Annotated in this window: 20 protein-coding genes; 8 read left to right on the top strand and 12 right to left on the bottom strand. The window is 65.7% G+C overall.

All coding sequences use genetic code 11. The features are described 5' to 3' along the window. Positions 1-243: 243 nt before the first annotated feature. From panB to ACWGO6_RS16335, 7 genes are all read right to left on the bottom strand, one after another. Positions 244-1113, bottom strand: a complete 870-nt coding sequence (gene panB / locus ACWGO6_RS16365) for a 3-methyl-2-oxobutanoate hydroxymethyltransferase (RefSeq protein ID WP_452327297.1) — start codon at positions 1111-1113, stop codon at positions 244-246. After that, positions 1110-1502, bottom strand: coding sequence for an aspartate 1-decarboxylase (gene panD / locus ACWGO6_RS16360; protein ID WP_452327296.1), 393 nt, complete (start codon positions 1500-1502; stop codon positions 1110-1112). The genes panB and panD overlap by 4 nt, the downstream gene beginning before the upstream one ends. After that, entirely contained in the window at positions 1502-2536 is a 1035-nt protein-coding gene (panC, locus tag ACWGO6_RS16355; RefSeq protein WP_452327295.1) for a pantoate--beta-alanine ligase, read from the bottom strand. The genes panD and panC overlap by 1 nt, the downstream gene beginning before the upstream one ends. Then, entirely contained in the window at positions 2533-3462 is a 930-nt protein-coding gene (locus tag ACWGO6_RS16350; RefSeq protein ID WP_452327294.1) for a DUF2520 domain-containing protein, read from the bottom strand. Before ACWGO6_RS16350 ends, panC begins: the two co-directional genes overlap by 4 nt. 222 nt (positions 3463-3684) lie before the next feature. Further along, complete coding sequence (locus tag ACWGO6_RS16345) at positions 3685-5103, bottom strand: MFS transporter (protein ID WP_452327293.1); 1419 nt, start codon at positions 5101-5103, stop codon at positions 3685-3687. A 112-nt stretch (positions 5104-5215) separates the two neighbouring features. Further along, the gene (locus ACWGO6_RS16340; RefSeq protein ID WP_136041850.1) at positions 5216-5782 is read right to left on the bottom strand and encodes a TetR/AcrR family transcriptional regulator; all 567 of its coding nucleotides are present in this window, start codon (positions 5780-5782) and stop codon (positions 5216-5218) included. A gap of 148 nt (positions 5783-5930) precedes the next feature. Next, positions 5931-6860: an NADP-dependent oxidoreductase gene (locus tag ACWGO6_RS16335; RefSeq protein ID WP_452327292.1), complete on the bottom strand. Its 930-nt coding sequence runs from the start codon at positions 6858-6860 to the stop codon at positions 5931-5933. A gap of 90 nt (positions 6861-6950) precedes the next feature. Here ACWGO6_RS16335 and ACWGO6_RS16330 point away from each other — a divergent pair, with 90 nt between their 5' ends. After that, positions 6951-7445 (top strand): MarR family winged helix-turn-helix transcriptional regulator, encoded by a 495-nt coding sequence (locus tag ACWGO6_RS16330; protein WP_452327291.1) that lies wholly within the window; start codon positions 6951-6953, stop codon positions 7443-7445. Positions 7446-7463: 18 nt separating this feature from the next. Here ACWGO6_RS16330 and ACWGO6_RS16325 read toward each other — a convergent pair whose 3' ends face one another. Then, positions 7464-7766 (bottom strand): ArsR/SmtB family transcription factor, encoded by a 303-nt coding sequence (locus ACWGO6_RS16325; RefSeq protein WP_452327290.1) that lies wholly within the window; start codon positions 7764-7766, stop codon positions 7464-7466. 82 nt (positions 7767-7848) lie between these two features. Between ACWGO6_RS16325 and ACWGO6_RS16320 the strand changes: the two genes are divergently transcribed. Further along, complete coding sequence (locus ACWGO6_RS16320) at positions 7849-9078, top strand: MFS transporter (protein ID WP_452327289.1); 1230 nt, start codon at positions 7849-7851, stop codon at positions 9076-9078. Between the two features lie 56 nt (positions 9079-9134). On the opposite strand, the gene ACWGO6_RS16315 is transcribed toward ACWGO6_RS16320, so the two are convergent. Both ACWGO6_RS16315 and ACWGO6_RS16310 read right to left on the bottom strand, forming a co-directional pair. Further along, entirely contained in the window at positions 9135-9656 is a 522-nt protein-coding gene (locus tag ACWGO6_RS16315; protein WP_452327288.1) for a hypothetical protein, read from the bottom strand. An 89-nt stretch (positions 9657-9745) separates the two neighbouring features. After that, complete coding sequence (locus ACWGO6_RS16310) at positions 9746-10192, bottom strand: hypothetical protein (RefSeq protein ID WP_452327287.1); 447 nt, start codon at positions 10190-10192, stop codon at positions 9746-9748. A 133-nt stretch (positions 10193-10325) separates the two neighbouring features. On the opposite strand from ACWGO6_RS16310, the gene ACWGO6_RS16305 reads away from it, so the two are divergent. From ACWGO6_RS16305 to ACWGO6_RS16295, 3 genes are all read left to right on the top strand, one after another. After that, positions 10326-11828 carry a SulP family inorganic anion transporter gene (locus tag ACWGO6_RS16305; protein WP_452327286.1) on the top strand — a complete coding sequence of 501 codons (1503 nt, stop codon included), beginning with the start codon at positions 10326-10328 and terminating at the stop codon, positions 11826-11828. An 817-nt stretch (positions 11829-12645) separates the two neighbouring features. Continuing rightward, on the top strand, positions 12646-13932 hold the full coding sequence (locus ACWGO6_RS16300; protein ID WP_452327285.1) for a hypothetical protein: 1287 nt from the start codon (positions 12646-12648) through the stop codon (positions 13930-13932). Beyond that, entirely contained in the window at positions 13929-14555 is a 627-nt protein-coding gene (locus ACWGO6_RS16295) for an HNH endonuclease (protein ID WP_452327284.1), read from the top strand. The genes ACWGO6_RS16300 and ACWGO6_RS16295 overlap by 4 nt, the downstream gene beginning before the upstream one ends. 51 nt (positions 14556-14606) lie before the next feature. On the opposite strand, the gene ACWGO6_RS16290 is transcribed toward ACWGO6_RS16295, so the two are convergent. After that, positions 14607-15062, bottom strand: coding sequence for a very short patch repair endonuclease (locus tag ACWGO6_RS16290; protein ID WP_452327283.1), 456 nt, complete (start codon positions 15060-15062; stop codon positions 14607-14609). 149 nt (positions 15063-15211) lie between these two features. On the opposite strand from ACWGO6_RS16290, the gene ACWGO6_RS16285 reads away from it, so the two are divergent. Together ACWGO6_RS16285 and ACWGO6_RS16280 are read left to right on the top strand one after the other, a co-directional pair. Next, positions 15212-16876 carry a restriction endonuclease FokI C-terminal domain-containing protein gene (locus ACWGO6_RS16285; RefSeq protein WP_452327282.1) on the top strand — a complete coding sequence of 555 codons (1665 nt, stop codon included), beginning with the start codon at positions 15212-15214 and terminating at the stop codon, positions 16874-16876. Positions 16877-17138: 262 nt separating this feature from the next. Next, positions 17139-18257, top strand: a complete 1119-nt coding sequence (locus ACWGO6_RS16280) for a DNA cytosine methyltransferase (RefSeq protein ID WP_452327281.1) — start codon at positions 17139-17141, stop codon at positions 18255-18257. A 623-nt stretch (positions 18258-18880) separates the two neighbouring features. Here ACWGO6_RS16280 and ACWGO6_RS16275 read toward each other — a convergent pair. After that, on the bottom strand, positions 18881-19294 hold the full coding sequence (locus ACWGO6_RS16275; protein ID WP_452327300.1) for a hypothetical protein: 414 nt from the start codon (positions 19292-19294) through the stop codon (positions 18881-18883). Between the two features lie 88 nt (positions 19295-19382). Between ACWGO6_RS16275 and ACWGO6_RS16270 the strand changes: the two genes are divergently transcribed. Then, positions 19383-19619: a phosphatase domain-containing protein gene (locus tag ACWGO6_RS16270; protein ID WP_452327280.1), complete on the top strand. Its 237-nt coding sequence runs from the start codon at positions 19383-19385 to the stop codon at positions 19617-19619. The last annotated feature ends 161 nt before the right edge of the window (positions 19620-19780 follow it).

Below are 19780 nucleotides of genomic sequence, written 5' to 3'. Positions count from 1 at the left end.
CCGCGACCAGCTCGGCCCGGGACAGATCCCCCGCCTCCCCGGCGCCCGCCCATGCCGTGTCGAGGTGACTCATCGCCTCGTGCAACCCGGTCAAAATGGACATGCTTCATTCTAACCGAGTAACACGCTACCTTCGAAGCTATCTCCGCATCACATCCCAGAATTCCGCAGAAACCCGCGACAGCGCACCCGCGACCACTCCTCCACAGACACCACTCGCCTCGAAACTATCCACTAGTCCCTTCAACGCCCGGCGAGCAACTCCCCGAGCCGCGCGGCTTCACCCTCGGGCATCGCATACCCGTGCTCGGGCGCGGGATACACACCCGCGCGCACCTCCGCCGCATATGCCTCCACCCCGCCGATCGAGGCCGCGCGCAGGTCGGCGTACCGCTTGACGAACTTGGCCGCCGCACCGTCGTACAAACCGAGCAGGTCGTGGAACACGAGCACCTGCCCGTCGGCATCCGCTCCGGCCCCGATGCCGATCACGGGGATGTCGAGCAGCGGCACGAGCGCGGCGCTCACCTCGGACGGCACCGCCTCGATCACGAGCATCGAGCATCCGGCAGTCTGCAGGGCGAGGGCGTCGTCGATCACGGCGAGCGCAGCCTCGGCGGTGCGACCCTGGGCGCGGTAGCCGCCGAGGGCCGTGGCCGTCTGCGGGGTGAGTCCGACGTGACCGACCACGGGGATGCCGGCCTGCACGAGCGCCCGCGCGCGGTCGACGGTCGTGCCGCCGCGCTCGATCTTCACCAGGTCGCAGCCGGCCTCCTTGACGAAGCGCTGCGCGGTCGCGATGGCGAGTTCGTCCGATGCCTCGTACGACCCGAACGGCAGGTCGCCGACCAGCAGCGGAACGGTCAGCCCGCGGCGCACCGCCTTGGTGAGCATCAGCATCTCGTCGACCGTGACCGGCACGGTGCTGTCGTAGCCGAGCACGGTCATCGCCGCGGAATCCCCGACGAGCACGACGTCGACGCCGGCGGCTTCGACGATCTGCGCGCTCGGGTGGTCGTAGGCGGTGACCATCACGATCGGCTCGGAGGCATCCTTCTTCGCAGCCAGAGCGGCGAGCGTGACCCGCTTTCGCGGGGCGGCGTGCGCGCTCATGCGCGGGCCTCCGTCAGTAGACGGTCGACGGCGTCGTCGACCTGGATGATCGCGTTGTCCCGGTCGACGTGCACCACCACCGGCTCGTACTCCTCGAGGTCTTCGCGCGAATAGTCGGCGTAGGAGATGACGATGATCGTGTCGCCGGTGTGCACGAGGCGGGCAGCGGCACCGTTGACCTGGATGACGCCGGATCCGCGTTCCCCCACCAGCGTGTACGTCTCGAAGCGGGCGCCGTTGTCGACGTCGACGACGTGCACCTGCTCATGCGGCAGGATGTCGGCAGCCTCGAGCAGGAGGGGGTCGATCGTGATCGAGCCCACGTAGTGCAGATCACTGGCGGTGATGGTCGCGCGGTGGATCTTCGACTTCAGCATCGTGCGTCGCATCAGGCGTCGCCCTTCGGTTCGGTGGGCTTGGGGTCGGCGGCATCCGGATCGACAGCATCCGGATCGACAGCATCCCCATCGGTGGCGGATAGCAGGTCGGCAGCGACTGGGTTGGTGGTCGCGGAATCGGCGGCATCCGGGTCGACAGCTTCCGGATGTGCAGCATCCGAACCAGCAGCATCCGGATCGAAAGCGGACAGCACATGGTTGTCGATCAGCCCGGCGGCTCCGACGCGTGCGGCGACCGCGAGCAGCGCATCCCGCTCGACGCGGGTCACCGGCTCCAGGGTCTCGGCATCGCGAAGCTCCAGATACTCGGGCGAGATCCCGGCCGCATCGAGCACCCGATGTGCCGCCGACAGGATGCCGTCGGCCCCGCGCTCCCCTGCCGCGAACACCGAAGCCGCCGCATCCAGCGCCCGGTTCAGTGCGGTCGCCCGCCGACGGGAAGCATCGTCGAGGTAGACGTTGCGCGAGCTCATGGCGAGCCCGTCGGCCTCGCGCACGATCGGGCATGCGACGATCCGCACGTCGAGGTCGAGGTCGCGCACGACGCGGCGGACGACCAGCACCTGCTGCGCATCCTTCTGCCCGAAGTACGCCGCATCCGGCCGGACGATCCCGAACAGCTTCGTGACGACCGTGGCGACGCCGTCGAAGTGGTGCGCTCCGCGGCTCGCGCCGTCGAGCACATCCGTGAGCCCCGCGACGTGGATGTTCGTCGCGAACCCGTCAGGGTAGATCTCGGATGCCGCCGGTGCGAAGAGGATGTCGACGCCCTCGGCTTCGGCGAGCGCCGCGTCGCGGGCCTCATCGCGCGGGTAGCTACTGAGGTCTTCGTTCGCGCCGAACTGGGTCGGGTTGACGAAGAGCGAGACGACGACGAGGTCGGATGCCGCACGCGCGGCCCGCATGAGCGAGAGGTGCCCGTCGTGGAAGGCGCCCATCGTCGGGACGAGGCCGACCGTGCGGTGGGCGAGCCGAGCTTCGCGGACGGCCGCGCGCACCTCGGGGATCGTGCGGAGGATTCTCATGCGGAAGGCTCCTTCGGGGCGCCGGTCGTCTCGCCGGTCGGCTCGCGGGTCATCTCGCCGGCCGTCTCATTGGTCGTGTCGCTGGCTACCTCGCCGGCCGCTTCACCGGTCACTTGTCGGGAGAATGTACGGATGTCGGGCGGAACGGCCGCGTTTCCTCCTGCATCCGTACTTTCTCCCGACATCCGTACCGGTTCTTCAGCGCGGGAGACGATCGTCCGTGTGGCGGCGGCGAGGGCGTCGAACAGTTCCTGCAGGGCGAGTTCTTCGGCGGCAGACCTCTGGCGGGCAACCGTCTCCCCGTCGCCGCGGGCGATCGGTCCGGTGAGGGCGTCCTGCGCGCCGAGGCCCTTCCAGTTCTCGACCGTCTGCCCGACGAGCGGGGCGAGGAGTTCGCGAGCATCGTCGCTCGGGATGCCGGCGGCCGCGGCGAGCTGCTCCGCCGCATCGAGCACCGTCAGCACGAAGTTCGAGGCGAAGGATGCCGCCGCGTGATAGCTCGCGCGGTCAGCGACCGTGAACGGACGAGCCCCCAGAGCCCGGGCCAGCTGTTCGGCGACCGCGCGGGCGTCGTCGGTGCGGCCGGCCACCGCGGCACCGATGCCGTGGAACACGTCGGGCGTCTCCGCACCCGTGAAGGTCTGCAGCGGGTGGAGGCTGAAGTCGACGTCGTCGATCGGCGTGGCACCCGAGACGTGTCCGACAAGCCGCACATGCGGCCGAGCGACGAACGCGACCGCCGGGATCGCGGCGTCAGGGACGCAGAGCAGCGCGACGTCGGCGTTCGGCATCGACTGGTCACGGCGGAGCGGTCCGAGGACGTCGAATCCGGCCCCGCGCAGCGAGCGGGCGAGTACGCGTCCGAGACGACCGGCGCCGACGATGGCGATGGTCGTTCCTGGCGCAAGGGTGGTGGGGGTCTGCATGTCGATTCCCCGGCCGAGTGGGGGCGGTCCGGATGCCAGAAGTATCCGCCCATCGCGGCATTCGCTCCAAATCTGGGAGCAATGTGACAAGTGACTTACCTCCGTCATGTGCCATTACGGTTAATTTAATCACCAACGAGATGACATATCGCTCTCCCCGCAAAACCGACAGGCCCGTGGAGCACAGGAAGACGCACTCCGCGGGCCCGCGCATCCGGGACCTCAGTCGCGACGCCAGACCGCGACGATCCCCGCCCCGACGACCGCCAGTCCTGCTGCCCCGAGGAAGAGCCAGGAGAATCCGCCGGTGAGCGCCTCCGCAGACGACGAACCCTCTGCCGACAGCGCGGCGGTGCGCAGGCCGGCGACCGTGCCGAGCACGGCCAGCCCGATCGCGCCACCGATCTGCTGGCTGGTGTTGACGAGTCCGCCGGCGAGCCCGGCCTCTCCACCTTCGACGCCATCGACCGCCAGCTGAGTGGTCGCGACGACTGCGCCACCGAGTCCGACCCCGATCAGGAGGGTCGGGCCGAGCAGGTGTGTGACGAACACGGCATCCGCCGGGGATGCGGCGAGCCAGACGAGGCCAGCGGCCAGAACGAGCAACGCGCCGATCAGCACCGGCCGCGTGCCGACGCGGGCGATCAGGGCGGGCACGCCACCGGCGACGATCACGAGCACACCGGCGAGGGGCAGCTGGGTCAGGCCCGCAGTGAGGGCGTCGTAGCCGAGCACGGCCTGCATGTAGACCGAGAGGGCGAAGAAGAGCGCGACCATGGTGGCCCCGCCGAGCAGCATGACGATGTTGCCGAGCGCGAGATTGCGGTTGCGTAACACGCGGAGCGGGACGAGGGGCTCGGCGGCACGGCGCTCGATCGCCACGAAGACCACGCCGAGCACCAGGGCGAGGGCGAGCAGACCCAGCGGGAGCGGGTGCACGAAGCCGACCCGCTCGACTGCGCTGAGGGCGCCGACCAGCGCGACGAGTGCAGCGGTGACGGTCACAGCCCCGGCGGCATCCAGACGTCCGGGAGTGCGGATGCCGTCGCGGTTGATAAGCAGCGGGATCGCGATGAGCACGAGCGCTCCGACGGGCACGTTCACGAAGAACACCGATTGCCAGCCGAGTGTCGCCGTGAGCACCCCGCCCAGCAGCACCCCCGCGGCCGATCCGATGCCGGCGACGGCTCCCCACACGCCCAGCGCCTTGGTGCGCTCGGTGTCGTTCGGGAACAGCTGGGTCAGCAGCGCGAGGGCGGCGGGGGCGAGGAGTGCAGCCGAGACGCCCTGCAGGGCGCGGGCGGCGAGAAGCATCTCGCTCGAGACGGACAGGCCGGCGAGGGCGGACGCCGCGACGAATCCGGCCGTTCCGATCAGGAACACCCGGCGGTGCCCGTAGCGGTCGGCAAGGCGTCCGCCGAGGAGGAGCAGTCCGCCGAACGCGAGCACGTAGGCGGTGATGACCCAGGCGAGGGCGGCGGTGTCCATGCCGAGCTGGCGGCCGAGGACGGGGAGGGCGATGTTCACGATCGAGGCGTCGAGCACCACGAGGAACTGCGCGAGCGCGAGGACGCTGAGGGCGAGCCAGCGGCGCGTACTGCGCGGCGCGGCGGCAGTCGGGAGGGAGGTGAGAGTGGTCATGACGTGCTCCGTTTCTGATTTCTTGTCTGTGATGGCTCAGAGTCGATCTGATGAGTGATTACTCACTCACTCTTGCGGGCATGCAGAAAGGACGACGCCCCGGGCGGGTGCATCAGTCGGGGTGCGTGATCCCCCTGGTCAACAGAGCGACCCAGTCTCCCGGGCGCCCGTCGAGCTGCGTCGTGACGATCAGGTGGCAGAGCTGCCCGTAGGCGATGAAGCGCTGCACGTCGTCGTCGCTCGCCCGCGAACGCATCTTCGCGAAGGTGGTCACGCGCTCCAGCCCTTTGCGCAACGCCTCCCCGATCGCGGGGATCTCGGCGACCGACTGCGCGTGCACCTGCAGCATCAGCAGTTTCCGGTCGGCGATGAGGTGCGCGTAGGCGTCGCCCATCGCGTCGAGCACGCTTTCGGGCGAGGTGTCGGCCGCGGCATCCGCACCCTCTTCGAGGGCGGAGACGATCGCGTCGAAGCAGGCCTCGAGCGCCACGACGAACAGCGCCTCCTTGCCGGAGTACAGCTTGAAGACGTAGGCCGGGGAGATCTTGGCCTCGCGGGCCACGTCGGCGACGGTCGTGCCGTGGTAGCCACTGCGCGCGAACGCCGCCAACGCCGCCGCGGCCACGAGGGGCCGGCGGGCATCGGCCGTCGAGAGGATGGAACTGCGCGTCGTGAACATATGAGTGACTGTACACTCACTCGTCTTCGAGGCGCAAGATGCGGCGCACACCTGTCGGACCGATTCACACCTGTCGGACCAATGCACAGCGTGTCACCCGACATCCGTACATCCTCCCGACATCCGCACCGCACCCCCCACACCGTCGTCACGGCACGACGATGACCTTGCCGGCGATCGGCCCGGCAGCCGCCTCGGCGTGCAGGGCCGGGAGCTCAGCCAGCGGGATGCGCCGCGTGACCTCGAGGTGCAGATCACCCGAGTCGACGAGTCCGACGAGCTCCGCCAGCCGTGCGGCGTCGCTGCGGACGAACACGACCACCGAGCGCACGTCGCGGTCGGCGTCGTCGGGCGCCGGCATCCAGGCGGTCGTGCTCACGACGATGCCTCCGTCGCGGACCAGCGCGACCAGGGCGGCGAACTCGTCCGGCTCGATCGGGGCCAGGTTGAGGAGCATGTCGACCGGCTCGGAGACCGCCTCGAGCACGGGCGTGACCGTGTGGTCGATGATCTCGTGCGCACCGGCGGCGCGCACAGCATCCGCACTCCGCGGGCTCGCGGTCGCGATGACATGCGCCCCCGCCCTGGCCGCGAGCGCGATCGCATACTTCCCCACGACTCCTCCGGCGCCGACGATGAGCACGCGCTGGCCCGCCTGCAGGTCGCCGTCGTCGAAGAGCGCCTGCCGCGCGGTAAGCACGACCGAGGGGAATGCCGCGGCGCCGGCGAGCGGAACACTCGTCGGCGCCGACACCAGGGCATCCGCCGGCGCGACCACGTACTCTGCAGCGCCGCCGTCTTCACCCATCGGCAGGAAGCCGATCACGGGGTCGCCGATCGCGAAGCCCGTGACACCCTCGCCGACGGCATCCACCGTGCCCGAGACGTCGTAGCCGGGAATGTGCGGCAGCGTCAGCGGGATCGGCAGGAAGCCCGCCCGCATGCCGTTGTCCGCCGCGCTGAACGCCGAGGCTGCGACCCGCAGCCGCACCTGACCCGCGCCGGGATTCGGCTGCTCGATCTCGCCGTACTGCAGGACTTCAGGTCCGCCCACTTCGTGGAACCGTACTGCCTTCATGATTCTCTCCTTCGTCAGATGCTTCGAATTCGAAGCAATAACGCGACAGTAGCACTGCTTCGAATTCGAAGCAACACGTATACTGGACGGATGAGCCCCACTCCTCCCCGGCTGTCGCCGAAAGAGCTCTCGGCATACTTCGCGTTCACCGAGGTGAGCAGCCTGCTGCGGCACTCGGTCGAGAAGCAGCTGAAGGATGCCGGGCAGCTCAGCTATGTGCAGTTCCAGCTGCTCGCGCGGCTCGGCGACGCTCCGGGCGGGAGTCAGCGCATGACCGACCTCGCCGACGGAGTGGTCTACAGCCGCAGCGGGCTGACCTATCAGGCGCAGCTGCTGGAGCAGCGGGGCCTCGTCACCCGCACTCCGTCACCGGAGGACGAGCGGAGCACGAACGTCACGATCACCGAGGAGGGACGCGGCGTGCTCGCGGCGGTCTTCCCGGGGCACATCGAGACGGTCAAGAGCCTGTTGTTCGATTCGCTCACCGCCGACGATGTCGACGGACTCGAGCGCGTGCTCACGCAGGTCAGTGCGCATCTGCGGGCGAACCCGCCGCGGTCAGCGGGGAGCCGGAAGAAGAGCTGAGTCGCCGGATCGCATCCGTCAGCGGAGCACGGAGTCCAACAGCCCGGGGAAGAGCGCGTCGAGGTCGTCGCGCCGCAGCGTCAGCATCCGTCGGCGCCCGTTCGGCTCGTTGCGGATGACGCCGGACTCGCGCAGGACCTTCATGAAGTGCGACTTGGTCGACTTCGGCAGGTTCGGGTCGGTGGCGTGGCAGGACGCCATGTCGAGGGGGCCGTCGGCGAGCTGGCGCGTGATGGCGAGGCGCTCGGGGTCGCTGAGCGCGAAGAGCACGTCGGTGAGTCGGATCTCGGAGCGCTCCGGGTGCGGAAGATCGCCAGGCATGGTTCGAGAATAGTTGAACAATCGATGGATGGCGAGTACGCTCCGATAGTTCGATGATTCTCGAACCTTATGAGGAGTCGCCATGACCAGCACCGCGCCGATCATCCGCCCGTCGATCGCGGGCAGCGCCTCGTCGGGCGCCGTCCCCCGCACGCGGTTCGGGTTCGTGCTCGCGATCGTGGCGCAGATCCTGATGATGGTCGGAGCGAGTGCGCCGTCGCCCTTCTATCCGGTGCTCGCGCACGACATCGGGTTCCCGGCGGTCGTGATCAGCGCGGTGTTCGCCGTCTACGCGGTGGCACTGCTACTCACCCTCCTCACCGCCGGGTCGCTCTCGGACCACGTCGGCCGTCGTCCGGTCGTGATCGCGGGGTTCCTGCTGCTGGCGGGGAGCATGTTCCTGTTCTGGCACGCGGATGCCGTCGCGATGCTGTTCCTCGCGCGCATCCTGCAGGGGGTCGCGAGCGGTCTGCTGATCTCGGCGCTGTCGGCGACGGTGCTCGACTTCGCGCCGGGCGGGCGCGCGGGGGTTGCGGCGCTGTGGAACGCACTGAGCCCGGGGATCGGACTCGCGCTCGGGGCGCTCGTGTCGGCCGTGGTGCTCGATGTCAGCGGCGAGGCGCTGCTCGACGTGTTCGCACCGCTGAGCTCGGCGTACATCCTGCTCGCGGCGCTGTTCTTCCTCGTGCCCGAGACCGCGCCGCGCAAGCCGGGGGTGTGGGCGTCGCTGAGCTTCCGGCTGTCGATCCCGCCGGCGATCCGCGCGGACTTCTGGCGCGGGGCCCCGGCCGTGATCGCCGGGTGGGCGACGGGTGGACTCTTCCTGTCGCTGGGCGCGAACATCGTGCGCGGGGAGCTCGGCGGCGAGGCGCATGTGTGGCAGGGGCTCGGAGTCGTGCTGCTCGCCGGGGTCGGCGCCGTGACGGCGTTCGTGCTGCGGAAGATCGCCGCGCGGTCGATGGTGCTGTTCGGCACGTCGGCGCTCGCGGTCGGAACTCTGCTGTCGTTGATCGCGCTGGGCGTCGGGTCGCTGCCGTTCTACCTCGTCGCCGCCGCTGTCACCGGAATGGGCTTCGGCACCGCGTTCTCGGGAGTGGTCGCCTCGCTCGCCCCGCGGATCCCGGCGACGCAGCGCGCCGACACCTTCGCCGTGATCTACTTGCTGGCGTACCTGGCGTTCGGGGTACCGGCCGTGATCGCCGGAGCACTGGTCGGGGTGGTCGGGCTCGAGGCCGTGTGCGTCGGATACGGGGTCGTGGTGATCGCGCTGGCGGGGGTTGCGTTCGGGCTGCGGGTGCGGGCGGGGCGGTAGAGGAGAGAGCGATCAACCTGGGTTGATCGGCTGCCGCTGCACCTGCAAGTGGGTCGTCAGGACCCCGTCATCGGCTCGGTCACGACGTCGATGACCCCGAGCGGGAAGGGACTGAAGTAAGACCACGAGCCGGACGAGAAGTGCTCGAGCGGGGTCAGCTGGAACCACACGTGCGACACGACGAGTGCGATGGCGACGAGCAGGCCGGCTCCTTGGATGGCGCGCTCCAGGGTGCGCAGCGCCGCGCGCTCATCGGATGCCTTGGCGACGCGGCCGATCGCGATCAGGACGATCAGCGCGATGCCGACGTAGACGAACACGCTGGGGCGGAGCGTCAGTGAGACGCAGAGCGGAGCCTGGTCGACCGACCGGCCGTCGGCGTCGATGAATCCGCCGTTGGCGTCGACGCCGCCCGGGCAGAGGCCCTTGCTGCCGGTCATGAAGGTGGCGTAGACGAGTCCCGCGACGATCGTCCAGATGAGCGTTCGGCGGATGCCCGCGATCACCGCGGCGAAGGGGAGCCCGGAGACGGCGGTGTCGGCAGACGGGGCCTGTGCGGGAGGCGGGGTGAGTGACACGGAGTACTCCTTCGAGGTCGGTCCTCTTCATCATGTCGGAGGAACCGGCGGGGAGGAAGGGCGGAGGAGCCGAGCGCGCTGAGCGGTCCTCAGGTGAAGGTGAGGGTGAGGCTCGGCACGAATGACGCGCTGGGCGTCAGCGAAGCGACGAGCACCTCCGTTGTGGGCGGCGTGCGCGTGAAGTAGCCGAGGAACGGGGTGGTCAGCGATCCCTGCGCGGGAATGGTCGCCGTGCACACGACGGTGGTCGACGTGAGCGAGACCGCCCAGGAGCCGAACCCGTATCCGTAGAGTTCCGCCGACCCTTGCGCCCTCGGGGCGACGAAGACGACGTCGATGGGGTCGTCGCTGGAGTTCGTCGCGGTGAAGTAGGTCTCCGCCTGTCGGGACGTGACCATCTGGGCCGTCCACGTCCACGACAGGGCCTGCGTGCTCGCTGCGGCCAGCGGAGTCGCGGCGGTGACGGCGATGACGGGCGCGGCCCATACGGCCGCTCGCAGCACGGTGCGTCGATCCGGTGCGTTCGTCTCTTCCACGGATCTCCCTTTGCCGCGTCGCCGAGCCCCGCGCCCGATCGATTCTGAGACTAGTGGAGGTGACGCGCCGCTCCATGACGGATCTACGCTGGAACGTCTGCCTCATTTCGAGGCGCCTTCCCCTGGAGCATCCATGTCTGCAACGACGATCGACGATCGTGCCCGGTACCGGGCGAACCCCTCGGTGCTTCAAGCGCTGAAGAATCCGCGGATGCTGACCCGCGAGGTGCTGGCCGGACTCGTCGTCGGGCTCGCGCTGATCCCCGAGGCGATCGCGTTCTCGGTGATCGCCGGAGTCGACCCCAAGGTGGGGCTGTTCTCGTCGTTCATCATGGCGGTGTCGATCGCGTTCCTCGGCGGGCGTCCGGCGATGGTCACAGCGGCGACCGGAGCCGTGGCGCTCGTGATCGCTCCCGTAGCCCCGGCGTATGGGCTCGACTACTTCATCGCGACGGTCATCCTCGCCGGCATATTCCAGGTGATCCTCGGGGTGATCGGCGTCGCGAAGCTGATGCGCTTCATCCCCCGCAGCGTGATGGTCGGGTTCGTGAACGCGCTGGCGATCTTCGTGTTCAGCTCGCAGTTCCCGCAGCTGATCGACGTGCCATGGCTGGTGTATCCGCTGGTCGCTCTCGGGATCGTCGTGATGATCCTGATGCCGAAGATCACCAAGATCGTGCCGGCGCCGCTCGTGTCGGTCGTCATCGTGACGGGTGTCGTGCTCGCGTTCGGCATCACCGTGCCCACCGTCGGCGACCAGGGTGAGCTGCCGAAGAGTCTGCCGGAGCTGTTCATCCCGAACGTTCCGCTCACGTGGGAGACGTTCACGATCATCGCGCCGTTCGCGCTCGGGGTTGCGCTGGTCGGGCTGATGGAGTCGCTGCTCACCGCGAAGCTCGTCGACGAGATCACCGACACCCACTCGCGCAAGAGTCGTGAGGCGTGGGGGCAGGGCGTCTCGAACGTCCTGTCGGGGATCTTCGGCGGCATGGGCGGCTGCGCCGTGATCGGTCAGACCATGATCAACGTGAAGGCCTCGGGCGCGCGGACCCGCATCTCGACGTTCTGCGCCGGGATCTTCCTGTTCTTGTTGGTGGTCGTGTTCGGCGACTTCGTCGGGACGATCCCGATGGCGGCGCTCGTGGCCGTGATGATCATGGTCGCGATCGGGGCGTTCGACTGGCACAGCGTGCGCCCGTCGACGTTGAAGCGGATGCCGAAGAGCGAGACCTTCGTGATGGTGGCGACGGTTGTTCTTGTCTTGCTGACGCACAACCTGGCGGTCGGGGTGGTCGGTGGGGTGCTGGTCGCGTCGGTGCTGTTCGTGCGGCGGGTGGCGCACTTCGTGTCGGTGACGCGCGTTCTCGGAGAGGCGGGTGACGTGGTGACGTACGTCGTGGAGGGGGAGCTGTTTTTCGCGTCGAGCAACGACCTGACGACGTTGTTCTCGTACTCATCGGATCCTGAGCGCGTTGTGGTGGATCTGTCGGGGTCGCATGTGTGGGATGCGTCGACCGTCGCCGCGTTGGATGCGATCGAGACGAAGTATCAGGCGTTGGGGAAGACCGTGGAGATCGTCGGGATGAATGAGAGTAGTTCGCGGATGCGCGGGCGGTTGACGGGTGGGTTCGAGTAGGCGGGCAAGACAGGTCTCCGCCCGGGCGCTCAGGGCGGGAAGGGCCTCACGGAGGTTGTTCCAAGAGGCCAATCAGGACCGCGGATAGACCCGAGTCAGGCTAAGAACCTTGCTTTAGACCGGCGTTTCCATATGCGATCTCATCCCACTCGAGTGGACGCCAGGTTGGGACGACAACCATGCCTTCGTAGCACAAGGTCGCACGCCGGCATGCGTTGCCATCGACACATACAGCCAATCGTCTGCAATGTACTTCTCGCCCGGGAGAGAAATCAGATCAGCGCGGATGCTGTCGTCTACATATCGAATGGGGGCCGATTCGTCAGAAAAGCGGGCGATGGCTTCACGCCAGCTGGCGGCGCCGAAGGCGTCTGCGGTAGTGCGCCGCTCACTTGAATGCCCCAGTCTTCGCCGGAAACCACGAAGGTACGCCTCGGCCATCGGAATCCTGGGGATTGATGATCCAGCAGCCCGGCTCAGCATAAGGGATGCGAACTCCTGGCCGTGCGCGAGATACTCAATCGTGTCGGCGACAGACGCTTGCAGTGCGGGAGCCGCCGGAAGTGAAGGATACCGTTGCATTGCGGGAGCAACAGCGAGCGGTCAGCTCGCAGACGCATTCATCGCCACAAGTCAGAGCGCCGCCCGGTTTCGTGGTTCGATGAGAGCCCCGCATACTTGTCGCGTCCGCACAGCGGCTGACCTCCGTTGGGCGCCGCGTTGGTCGAGTTGAGGCACTCAGCTCCGCCGCGTCTGCGTGATAGGCCATCATCTTTTATTAGGCCTATACGTGGGTCGCCGGCGAAGGGCATCGGGCATGGAAGACGTAAACTCCTCGGAGATTGAGCTGATCACCGATGGTGACGGACTGGCGCTGATCGGACCGTCTTCCGCGGTGAGACAGTTCTTGACTTCCAACCGCCTCGAGTCGCGAGATCTCGAACTACAGCGGCTCCGCAAGGCATTCGGTGGCGGGTCAGCTGCACTCAAAGCGGGTGCGGAAATGACGGAGAACTCCGGCCGGTGGATGAAGCTGACTGAGGAGTCGTGGGCCGCTGCCCAGAAGCTTCCGAAGGTAACCAACTCCTCAAGCGAGAACCTGCACGCGACGCTTCGGGCGCCGAACGGTCAGTTCGCCAAGAGTTTGCAGTTCCTCAAGACGCCGGGGGCGATGCTCACAAACCCCGCCATGCTCGCTGGAGTCGCAGGGATCATGGCTCAGGTTGCGATGCAACAGACCATGGACGAGATCATCGACTACCTCGCCGTCATCGACGAGAAGGTCGATGACGTGCTCCGAGCGCAGAAGGATGCTGTGCTCGCCGACATGATCGGCGTAGACATGATGCTCGAAGAGGCTCTAACCATCCGCAAGGAAGTCGGCGTCGTCTCAGATGTGACTTGGTCGAAGGTACAAGGATCGTCGATGACAATTGCACGCACGCAGGCGTACGCCTTGCGCCAGATCGACGCACTTGCCGAGAAGCTCGAGAGCAAGGCAGTGAACGAGCTCGCTGACCTGTCGAAGAAGGTCGATCGTCAAGTGCAGGATTGGCTCGCTGTGCTCGCACACTGCTTCTACCTGCAGGAGGCGACGGGGGTCATCGAACTCGACCGCGTCCTCCAGGCATCCCCGGAAGAACTCGACCGCCACCGAATCGCGCTCCGCACAGCTCGCACGAACCGCGCCGAACTAATCACGCGAACCACGCGACGGCTCCTCGACCGGATGGACGCAGCGGCGGCTCTTGCGAACTCGAAGGTGCTCCTCAATCCGATCGAGTCGCCGGCCATCGTCCGTGCAAGAAACACGGTCAGCGATTCAGTGAGAACGTTTCATGGACGCCTCGGCATCGAAACATCCGGGGAAGCACTGGAGTCCCGTCGTTGGACTGCGGCAGTCTCCGACACTCGCGACGACTTGATCAAAGTCGGCGGTAACGGTGTTGACACCGCGCGCCGCATCGGCGCGGACGGCGTCGAGGCCGCTGCACGTATCGGTGCCGAAGGCGTGGACAAGGCGAAGGAAATCACCGGATCGTTAGCCCACTTCGCCGGACGCGCCTTCCGACGCCGTGCACCGAAGGGCGAGGCTGACGAGTGAGCAGCAGCGCCGAGATCGACGACGGCAGTAGTGTCGCGAGGACCTACCTCGCACTCTTCGCCATGCCGAAACCGGTCCGCATCACAGGCCGCAGTTCGAGTATCACCAACTCGTTCGTGAATGGAGTCATCCCGGTCGTCGTTCCGAGTGAGTCAGAGGTGCGGGAGGCGCTTCACACCCTTCGCATGCTTGAACAGATCTCGTGCGCATACTGCGGAGACTCGAGCACCGAATGGGACCACCTTCGGCCCCTCGTCGAGGGTCAGCGCCCTACCGGGTATATCTCCGAGATTCGTAATCTCGTACCCGCCTGCGGCAAGTGCAATCAGAGCAAGGGCAACAAGCACTGGCTAGCTTGGATGCGCAGCACAGCGCGCTTGTCGCCCACGAGTCGCCGCATCGCCGACATCGAAGAGCGGATCGCCCGACTCCAGGAGTACGAGAGCGACGGCGTGCCGACGAAGATCGACTTCGAGACGGTCGCCGGCGGCGACCTCTGGGAACGCCACTGGTCGCATCACAAGCGACTGCTGGAGCTCATGCGCGAAGCCGAAGCGCATGCGGAGCAAATCCGGATCCGCGTTCGCGAGGCCTACGCGAAACAAAGGAATATGACCGGCTAAGCGACTGCGACCGGCTCCCCCGCTACGCTGTCAATTCGCGCGAGCGCGGTGTTACTCAGGAAGACTACTAGTCGCGCCCGAACGTGGACTACCGAGGGAATCCCTTCGCTCAGCGATTGCCGCGGCTATCGCCACCGCGACGCTCGTGGCCGGCTCATGCTCCCAGAACCTCAGAACCTGCCACCCGGCAGCTCGCAGTAAGACATCGGTCTCGCGGTCGCGTTCGACGTTGCGACGGAGTTTTGGCTCCCAATAGTCTCGGTTGCGCTTCGGCGGCACCGAATGCATCGGACAAGAGTGCCAGAAGCACCCATCAACGAAAACCGCGATACGGAGGCGTGTGAAGACCACGTCCGCCCTGCGCCGCCCACCGAGCGGTGGGAAGTCCACTCGATAACGATGCCCTTGGGAATGAAGGAGACGACGTACTGCTAGTTCGGGCTGAGTGTCCCGCCGACGATTCGCTTGCATGGTCCTTCGCGCGCTCTCGCTGGAGGCCCAGGACATAGCTACAGGTTAGGTGACGTTTGTAAGCATGCAACAGGGCGGAAGCGTGCCCGTCCGTTCTCCTCGCCCCTCATGCGATCGGCACGGGCAAGAGAGCGGAACAAGTTCGATAGAGTCGCGCGGGAAGGCAAACACGAGGAGGACTCGCCGTGGCGAGAATAGATCACTGGTTCGTCACTCGCCCCCACCGAAAGCTGATTCGGGTACCTAAGTCCATCGCCGCGTTCTCCAGCGTGGCCGCGGGTAAGCGCTGGAATGGCGACCGGGATCTTCAGATCGCGTACGAAGATCGGCTAGAGACGATTGGCTTGAAAACTGCTGGTGAGCATACCGAGCGGGCACGAGGACGCGGCGGTAGCGGTGGACGCACCCACGCGCAGATGCTCTACGCCCTCGGATTGTTCTTCGTGCACCGAGACTCTGCGACGGCAGACGAAGAAGTGCATCTGACGCTCGCAGGCAAGGCTCTGGTGAAGCAGGAGGATGCCCTCCCAGTCCTACGCAAGCAAGTCCTAGCATTCCAATACCCCTCGGCTTACAGCATCGCGCCAAGCGTCGATGTTGACCGCCGCTTCCGGTTGAGGCCGTTCGTCCTCTTGCTTCGCATTCTCGTGAATCCCCGCCTAGGCGGCTACATCACCGACGTAGAGATGGCTGCTTGCGTTCTCGGCTACGCTTCCCGTCACACCGCCGCTGAAGCCACTGCGATCATTGATCGCGTTCTCGACTTCCGCGCTCGCGGGGTGGCCTCTTTGGACGAAGACTTCGCAGAGCGCTTCGGCTCTGGCGGCAAGACTGCCGAAAGACTCATCACCACCACACTCAAGGACGTGGCTAACACGTTCGCCCAGTGGTTGCGGTACACGGGCTACGCCACGGCAGGAAGCGGTGCGGACTACGGTCGGACTGACGTGCGGACCGTGACAGCCGTAAACCCAACGCTTGTTCAAGAGATCAACGACGTCATCGCTGAGTTCTCGGCAAAACCCTTGGTGACGATGAACGAGGCTACTGATTCGACCTACGAATCGACGCGTGCGGCGGAGGCGTTTCAGCGAACCTATGGCGTGAAGCCGGGTGGGGAGAAGGATCAACGAAGGATCGGGTCCATCCGTGCGGCCAGCACTCAGGATCGAACCTCCGGGCTGATCTCAGCAGCCTTGTCGCATCTATATGCGACGGAGATCGTGACGGCTCCGAGCGAAGAGGTCGTTCGAGCGGTTGTAAACCATACCGGGCTCGACACCTCATCCGTTCGAGCGGGCGTGGCCCGGCTGATCCCCAGTCCTCGACAGGGACTTAGTCAATTCCTCGACCGCTACCATCAGATGGCGTTCTCGGGGGTCGATGAGGCTATTGCTTTCGAAAAGGCGACGGCGGAGGTGATGCGTGAAGTCTTCAAACTCGACGCCTCCCATGTGGGCCAGCAGGGACGTGTTCCTGATGTTGTGGTCCAGACCTCGAGCTGGATCGGCCTCATTGATACGAAGGCATACGCAGCGTACCGTCTCGAGTCGGACCATCAGTTGCGTATGCGGACTAGCTATATCCCCGCCTACCAGGACCGAGGTGTACCTCTCGCGTTCTTCCTCTACATCGCGGGCGGGTTCGCCCCCAGCTTCACGCCGAACCTCCGCAGGATCGTTGAAGATAAGGGCGTACCGGGCGCAGGCATCGCGATCCAGCCCTGGCTGGACCTCATCGCGGTCTATCCCAATAGCGACTTGACACACGACGACCTGTTGCGCCTGTGGAGCCTCAATCGCGAGATCACGACAGCAGATGTGGCAGAACTTGTAGGCGACATCCCGTAGGGACTTCGTTCGGGCTTGCGATACCAAACGACCCCGAGGCGGCCGCCCATCGATCGGCGCCCCAAGCCACGATCAGCCCCCGACGCCGCCCTGCGCTCGTCGAGATGAGAGAATCGACGACGAGTGTTGCCTCCGCCGGCGCTGCGAGCTGCGAATGTAGGAGCTATGGCGTAGGCTGCTGCTGAGGCACGACAGGACGAGCACACGATTGCCCGCCCTGAGCCCCGGAACACAGCCAAGTTCGAGCACAGGAGTGCCACACATGTCCGACTCACCCCAAGTCCACTTCCGCATCGGAGAACTTTTCTGCGGCGCAGGAGGGATCGCGGCCGGCATCGACATCGCCGCGACGGGCCTCCGGAGTCAAGGGCTCGAGGTATCGGTCGACCACGCGTGGGCGAATGACTTCGACAAGCACGCCGCCGAGACTTACCGGCGAAACTTCCCATCCGCTCGTGTTATTCATAAGGATGTGCGCGACCTCGATGTGCGCGAAGAGCTGGACCCGATAGACGGCTTCGCATTTGGATTTCCATGTAATGACTTCTCGCTCGTCGGCGAGCAGAAAGGTTTGAACGGAGACTGGGGAGGGCTCTACGAATACGGAGCCCACGTCATCGACGAGTTCAGCCCGTCTTGGTTTGTCGCGGAAAACGTCGGTGGTCTTCGTAGCTCGAATGATGGACAGGCGTTTCAGATCATCATGAGCCGGTTGCAAGATGCAGGGGATCCGAAGTACGGGGGGTACACTTTGTACCCCCATCTTTACAAGTTCGAGGAATACGGACTACCCCAGAGACGCCACCGAATCCTCATAGTTGGAATTCGCAACGATCTGCCTGTGGAATTCCGGGTGCCCTCACCCGAGCCTTACAAGCACATCGACAACTCTGTCGCATCGGCGCTCTCTGGAATACCCGACGATGCCACTCACCATGAGATGCCCGTGCACAGCCCGGACGTGGTAGAAAGACTAAAGCTCATCAAGCCCGGGCAGAACGCGTGGACGGCAGACTTGCCTCCACGCTTGCAGATCAATGCGCAGGGCGCGAAGATTAGCGCCATCTACCGTCGCCTCGAGGGCGAGAAGCCGTCGATGACGATCACCGCGGCTGGAGGCGGAGGGAGCATGGGATTCCACCACGTCGAACCGCGCGCGCTTACGAACCGCGAGCGAGCGCGCATTCAGACGTTCCCCGACGACTTTAACTTCAGCGGCGGCCGTTCAGCGGTTCGCAAGCAGATCGGCATGGCGGTGCCGCCCGCCGGCGCCGCCGTTGTCTTCAGCGCCCTCTTCAAGAGTTTCTCAGGAATGCGGTACGCCAGCGTGGAGCCGAATCTCCTGGGTAGAATCCCTGCTCGCGCAGCACGGCCGGCCTAACTGCAGTGAGCCGGATCATTGTTGACGGGGAGATTCCTTTGCTTTTTGAGCTGGATTTGCTAATTTCCCCGCTCGCACCCACGAAGGTCTCCCACCTCTCACGCTAATGCCCTGTTGGCTTCGGCCGGCAGATTGATCATGATTTTTCGTATCCAGTCGAGGCGTGCGGTCCGTTCATGTCGCCGCGGAGACAGATCACCCGTACGACGGCATGGCGGTGGCGGTCATCATTCCCGATTGGAAGGGGCATTCGGGCTCATTGATCAATCCAGCGTCGCCCGGACATACCCGCGGCCGACGGTGGCGTGCGTGGAGGCCCGGGTGCGGATCATGCGGCATCTGACACCACGGCCCAGCGTCCACCGCCCGCAAGCTCAGCATGCATTTCCCGACCGTGGGACTTGTTCCGAGGCGCCGTCAGTCGTCATTGCAACGCGAGCTCGACCTGGTGACCGGAATGGTGATTCGCGCGTCCCGGGGTCGGCTCGAGTGCCGAGCTCGCAACAACCTTGCCCACATGGCTCGACGAATACATCCTAAACTGAGCCCGACTCGGCACCGGAGGCAACACCCAATCGACCAAAGCAACAACGGTCGAGCTCGCCTAGCCGGATTGAACGTCACTACATCGGAGCGAGCCCGTAGAACGCGGTTCCCTGTGCTTCGACCGCCGGCGAGTACTCCATCACGTATGAGTCGTCGTCCAACAAGGAAAACTTGACGAACCTTGAACCGAAGGCTCGAAGGTGGCCGAGCGTAACGACGGAGCCGTCCGCCACTCCGAGACGACGCCGAAAGTAAAGCCCCAGGAGGTCGTTCGTGGGCACAGAGTGGAGAGCCTTGTCGTTCTGTTCCACGACGGTCATGTCCATCGAGGCACCGTCATCGGTAAATACACGGAACTGCACTCGATTGCCGCTCGTTCCGCGCGGAAAGAAATCAGGGGAAGCACGCCACGCAGCCTGAGGAATGGCTATCGCTGCCTCGTTCTTGTTGCGCATGTTGCGTCCGACGCCCCAATTCAGACCCCATACCATGTGCGGTTCACCCCGCACCGTTCCCGTTTCCGACCGGCTACTCAGAGCCACCAGAGGCAGGATGATGCTCGGTGCATTAGTTTGAGCCATGCCTCTTTCTACTACGCGGGACGTCTCGTGTTCAACTTCACTCCCGTTCAGCCAGCGGTTGCGCCGCCGTACCGGAGACACGCGCCTAGATCACATCATCAAAGCCGAGATCTACGACGCCCACATCGAACGGCACTCCACCGTCATCGGCGTGGTCGACGACCGCCGCAGCGTGGTCGAGATGTGGCGGTCGCGCGGGCTGACCTGCGTCCACGTCGCCGAGGGCGACTTTTAGCCCACACGACCCGCCCTTTTGACCTTGTCCCGACGTCAATGTCTACAGTCGATCGACATGACCATCTCCCTGATCGACAGCGCGTCCGCGATGACGCACATCCTGAATGCAACCCCCGAGGCGCGCCCCGACCTGGCGCGAGATGTGGGCTCCGATGGCCA

Source organism: Microbacterium sp. NPDC055665 (assembly GCF_053618035.1).
Note: the sequence above shows the minus strand (reverse complement) of the source record. Positions and strands in the feature narration are given on the sequence as shown.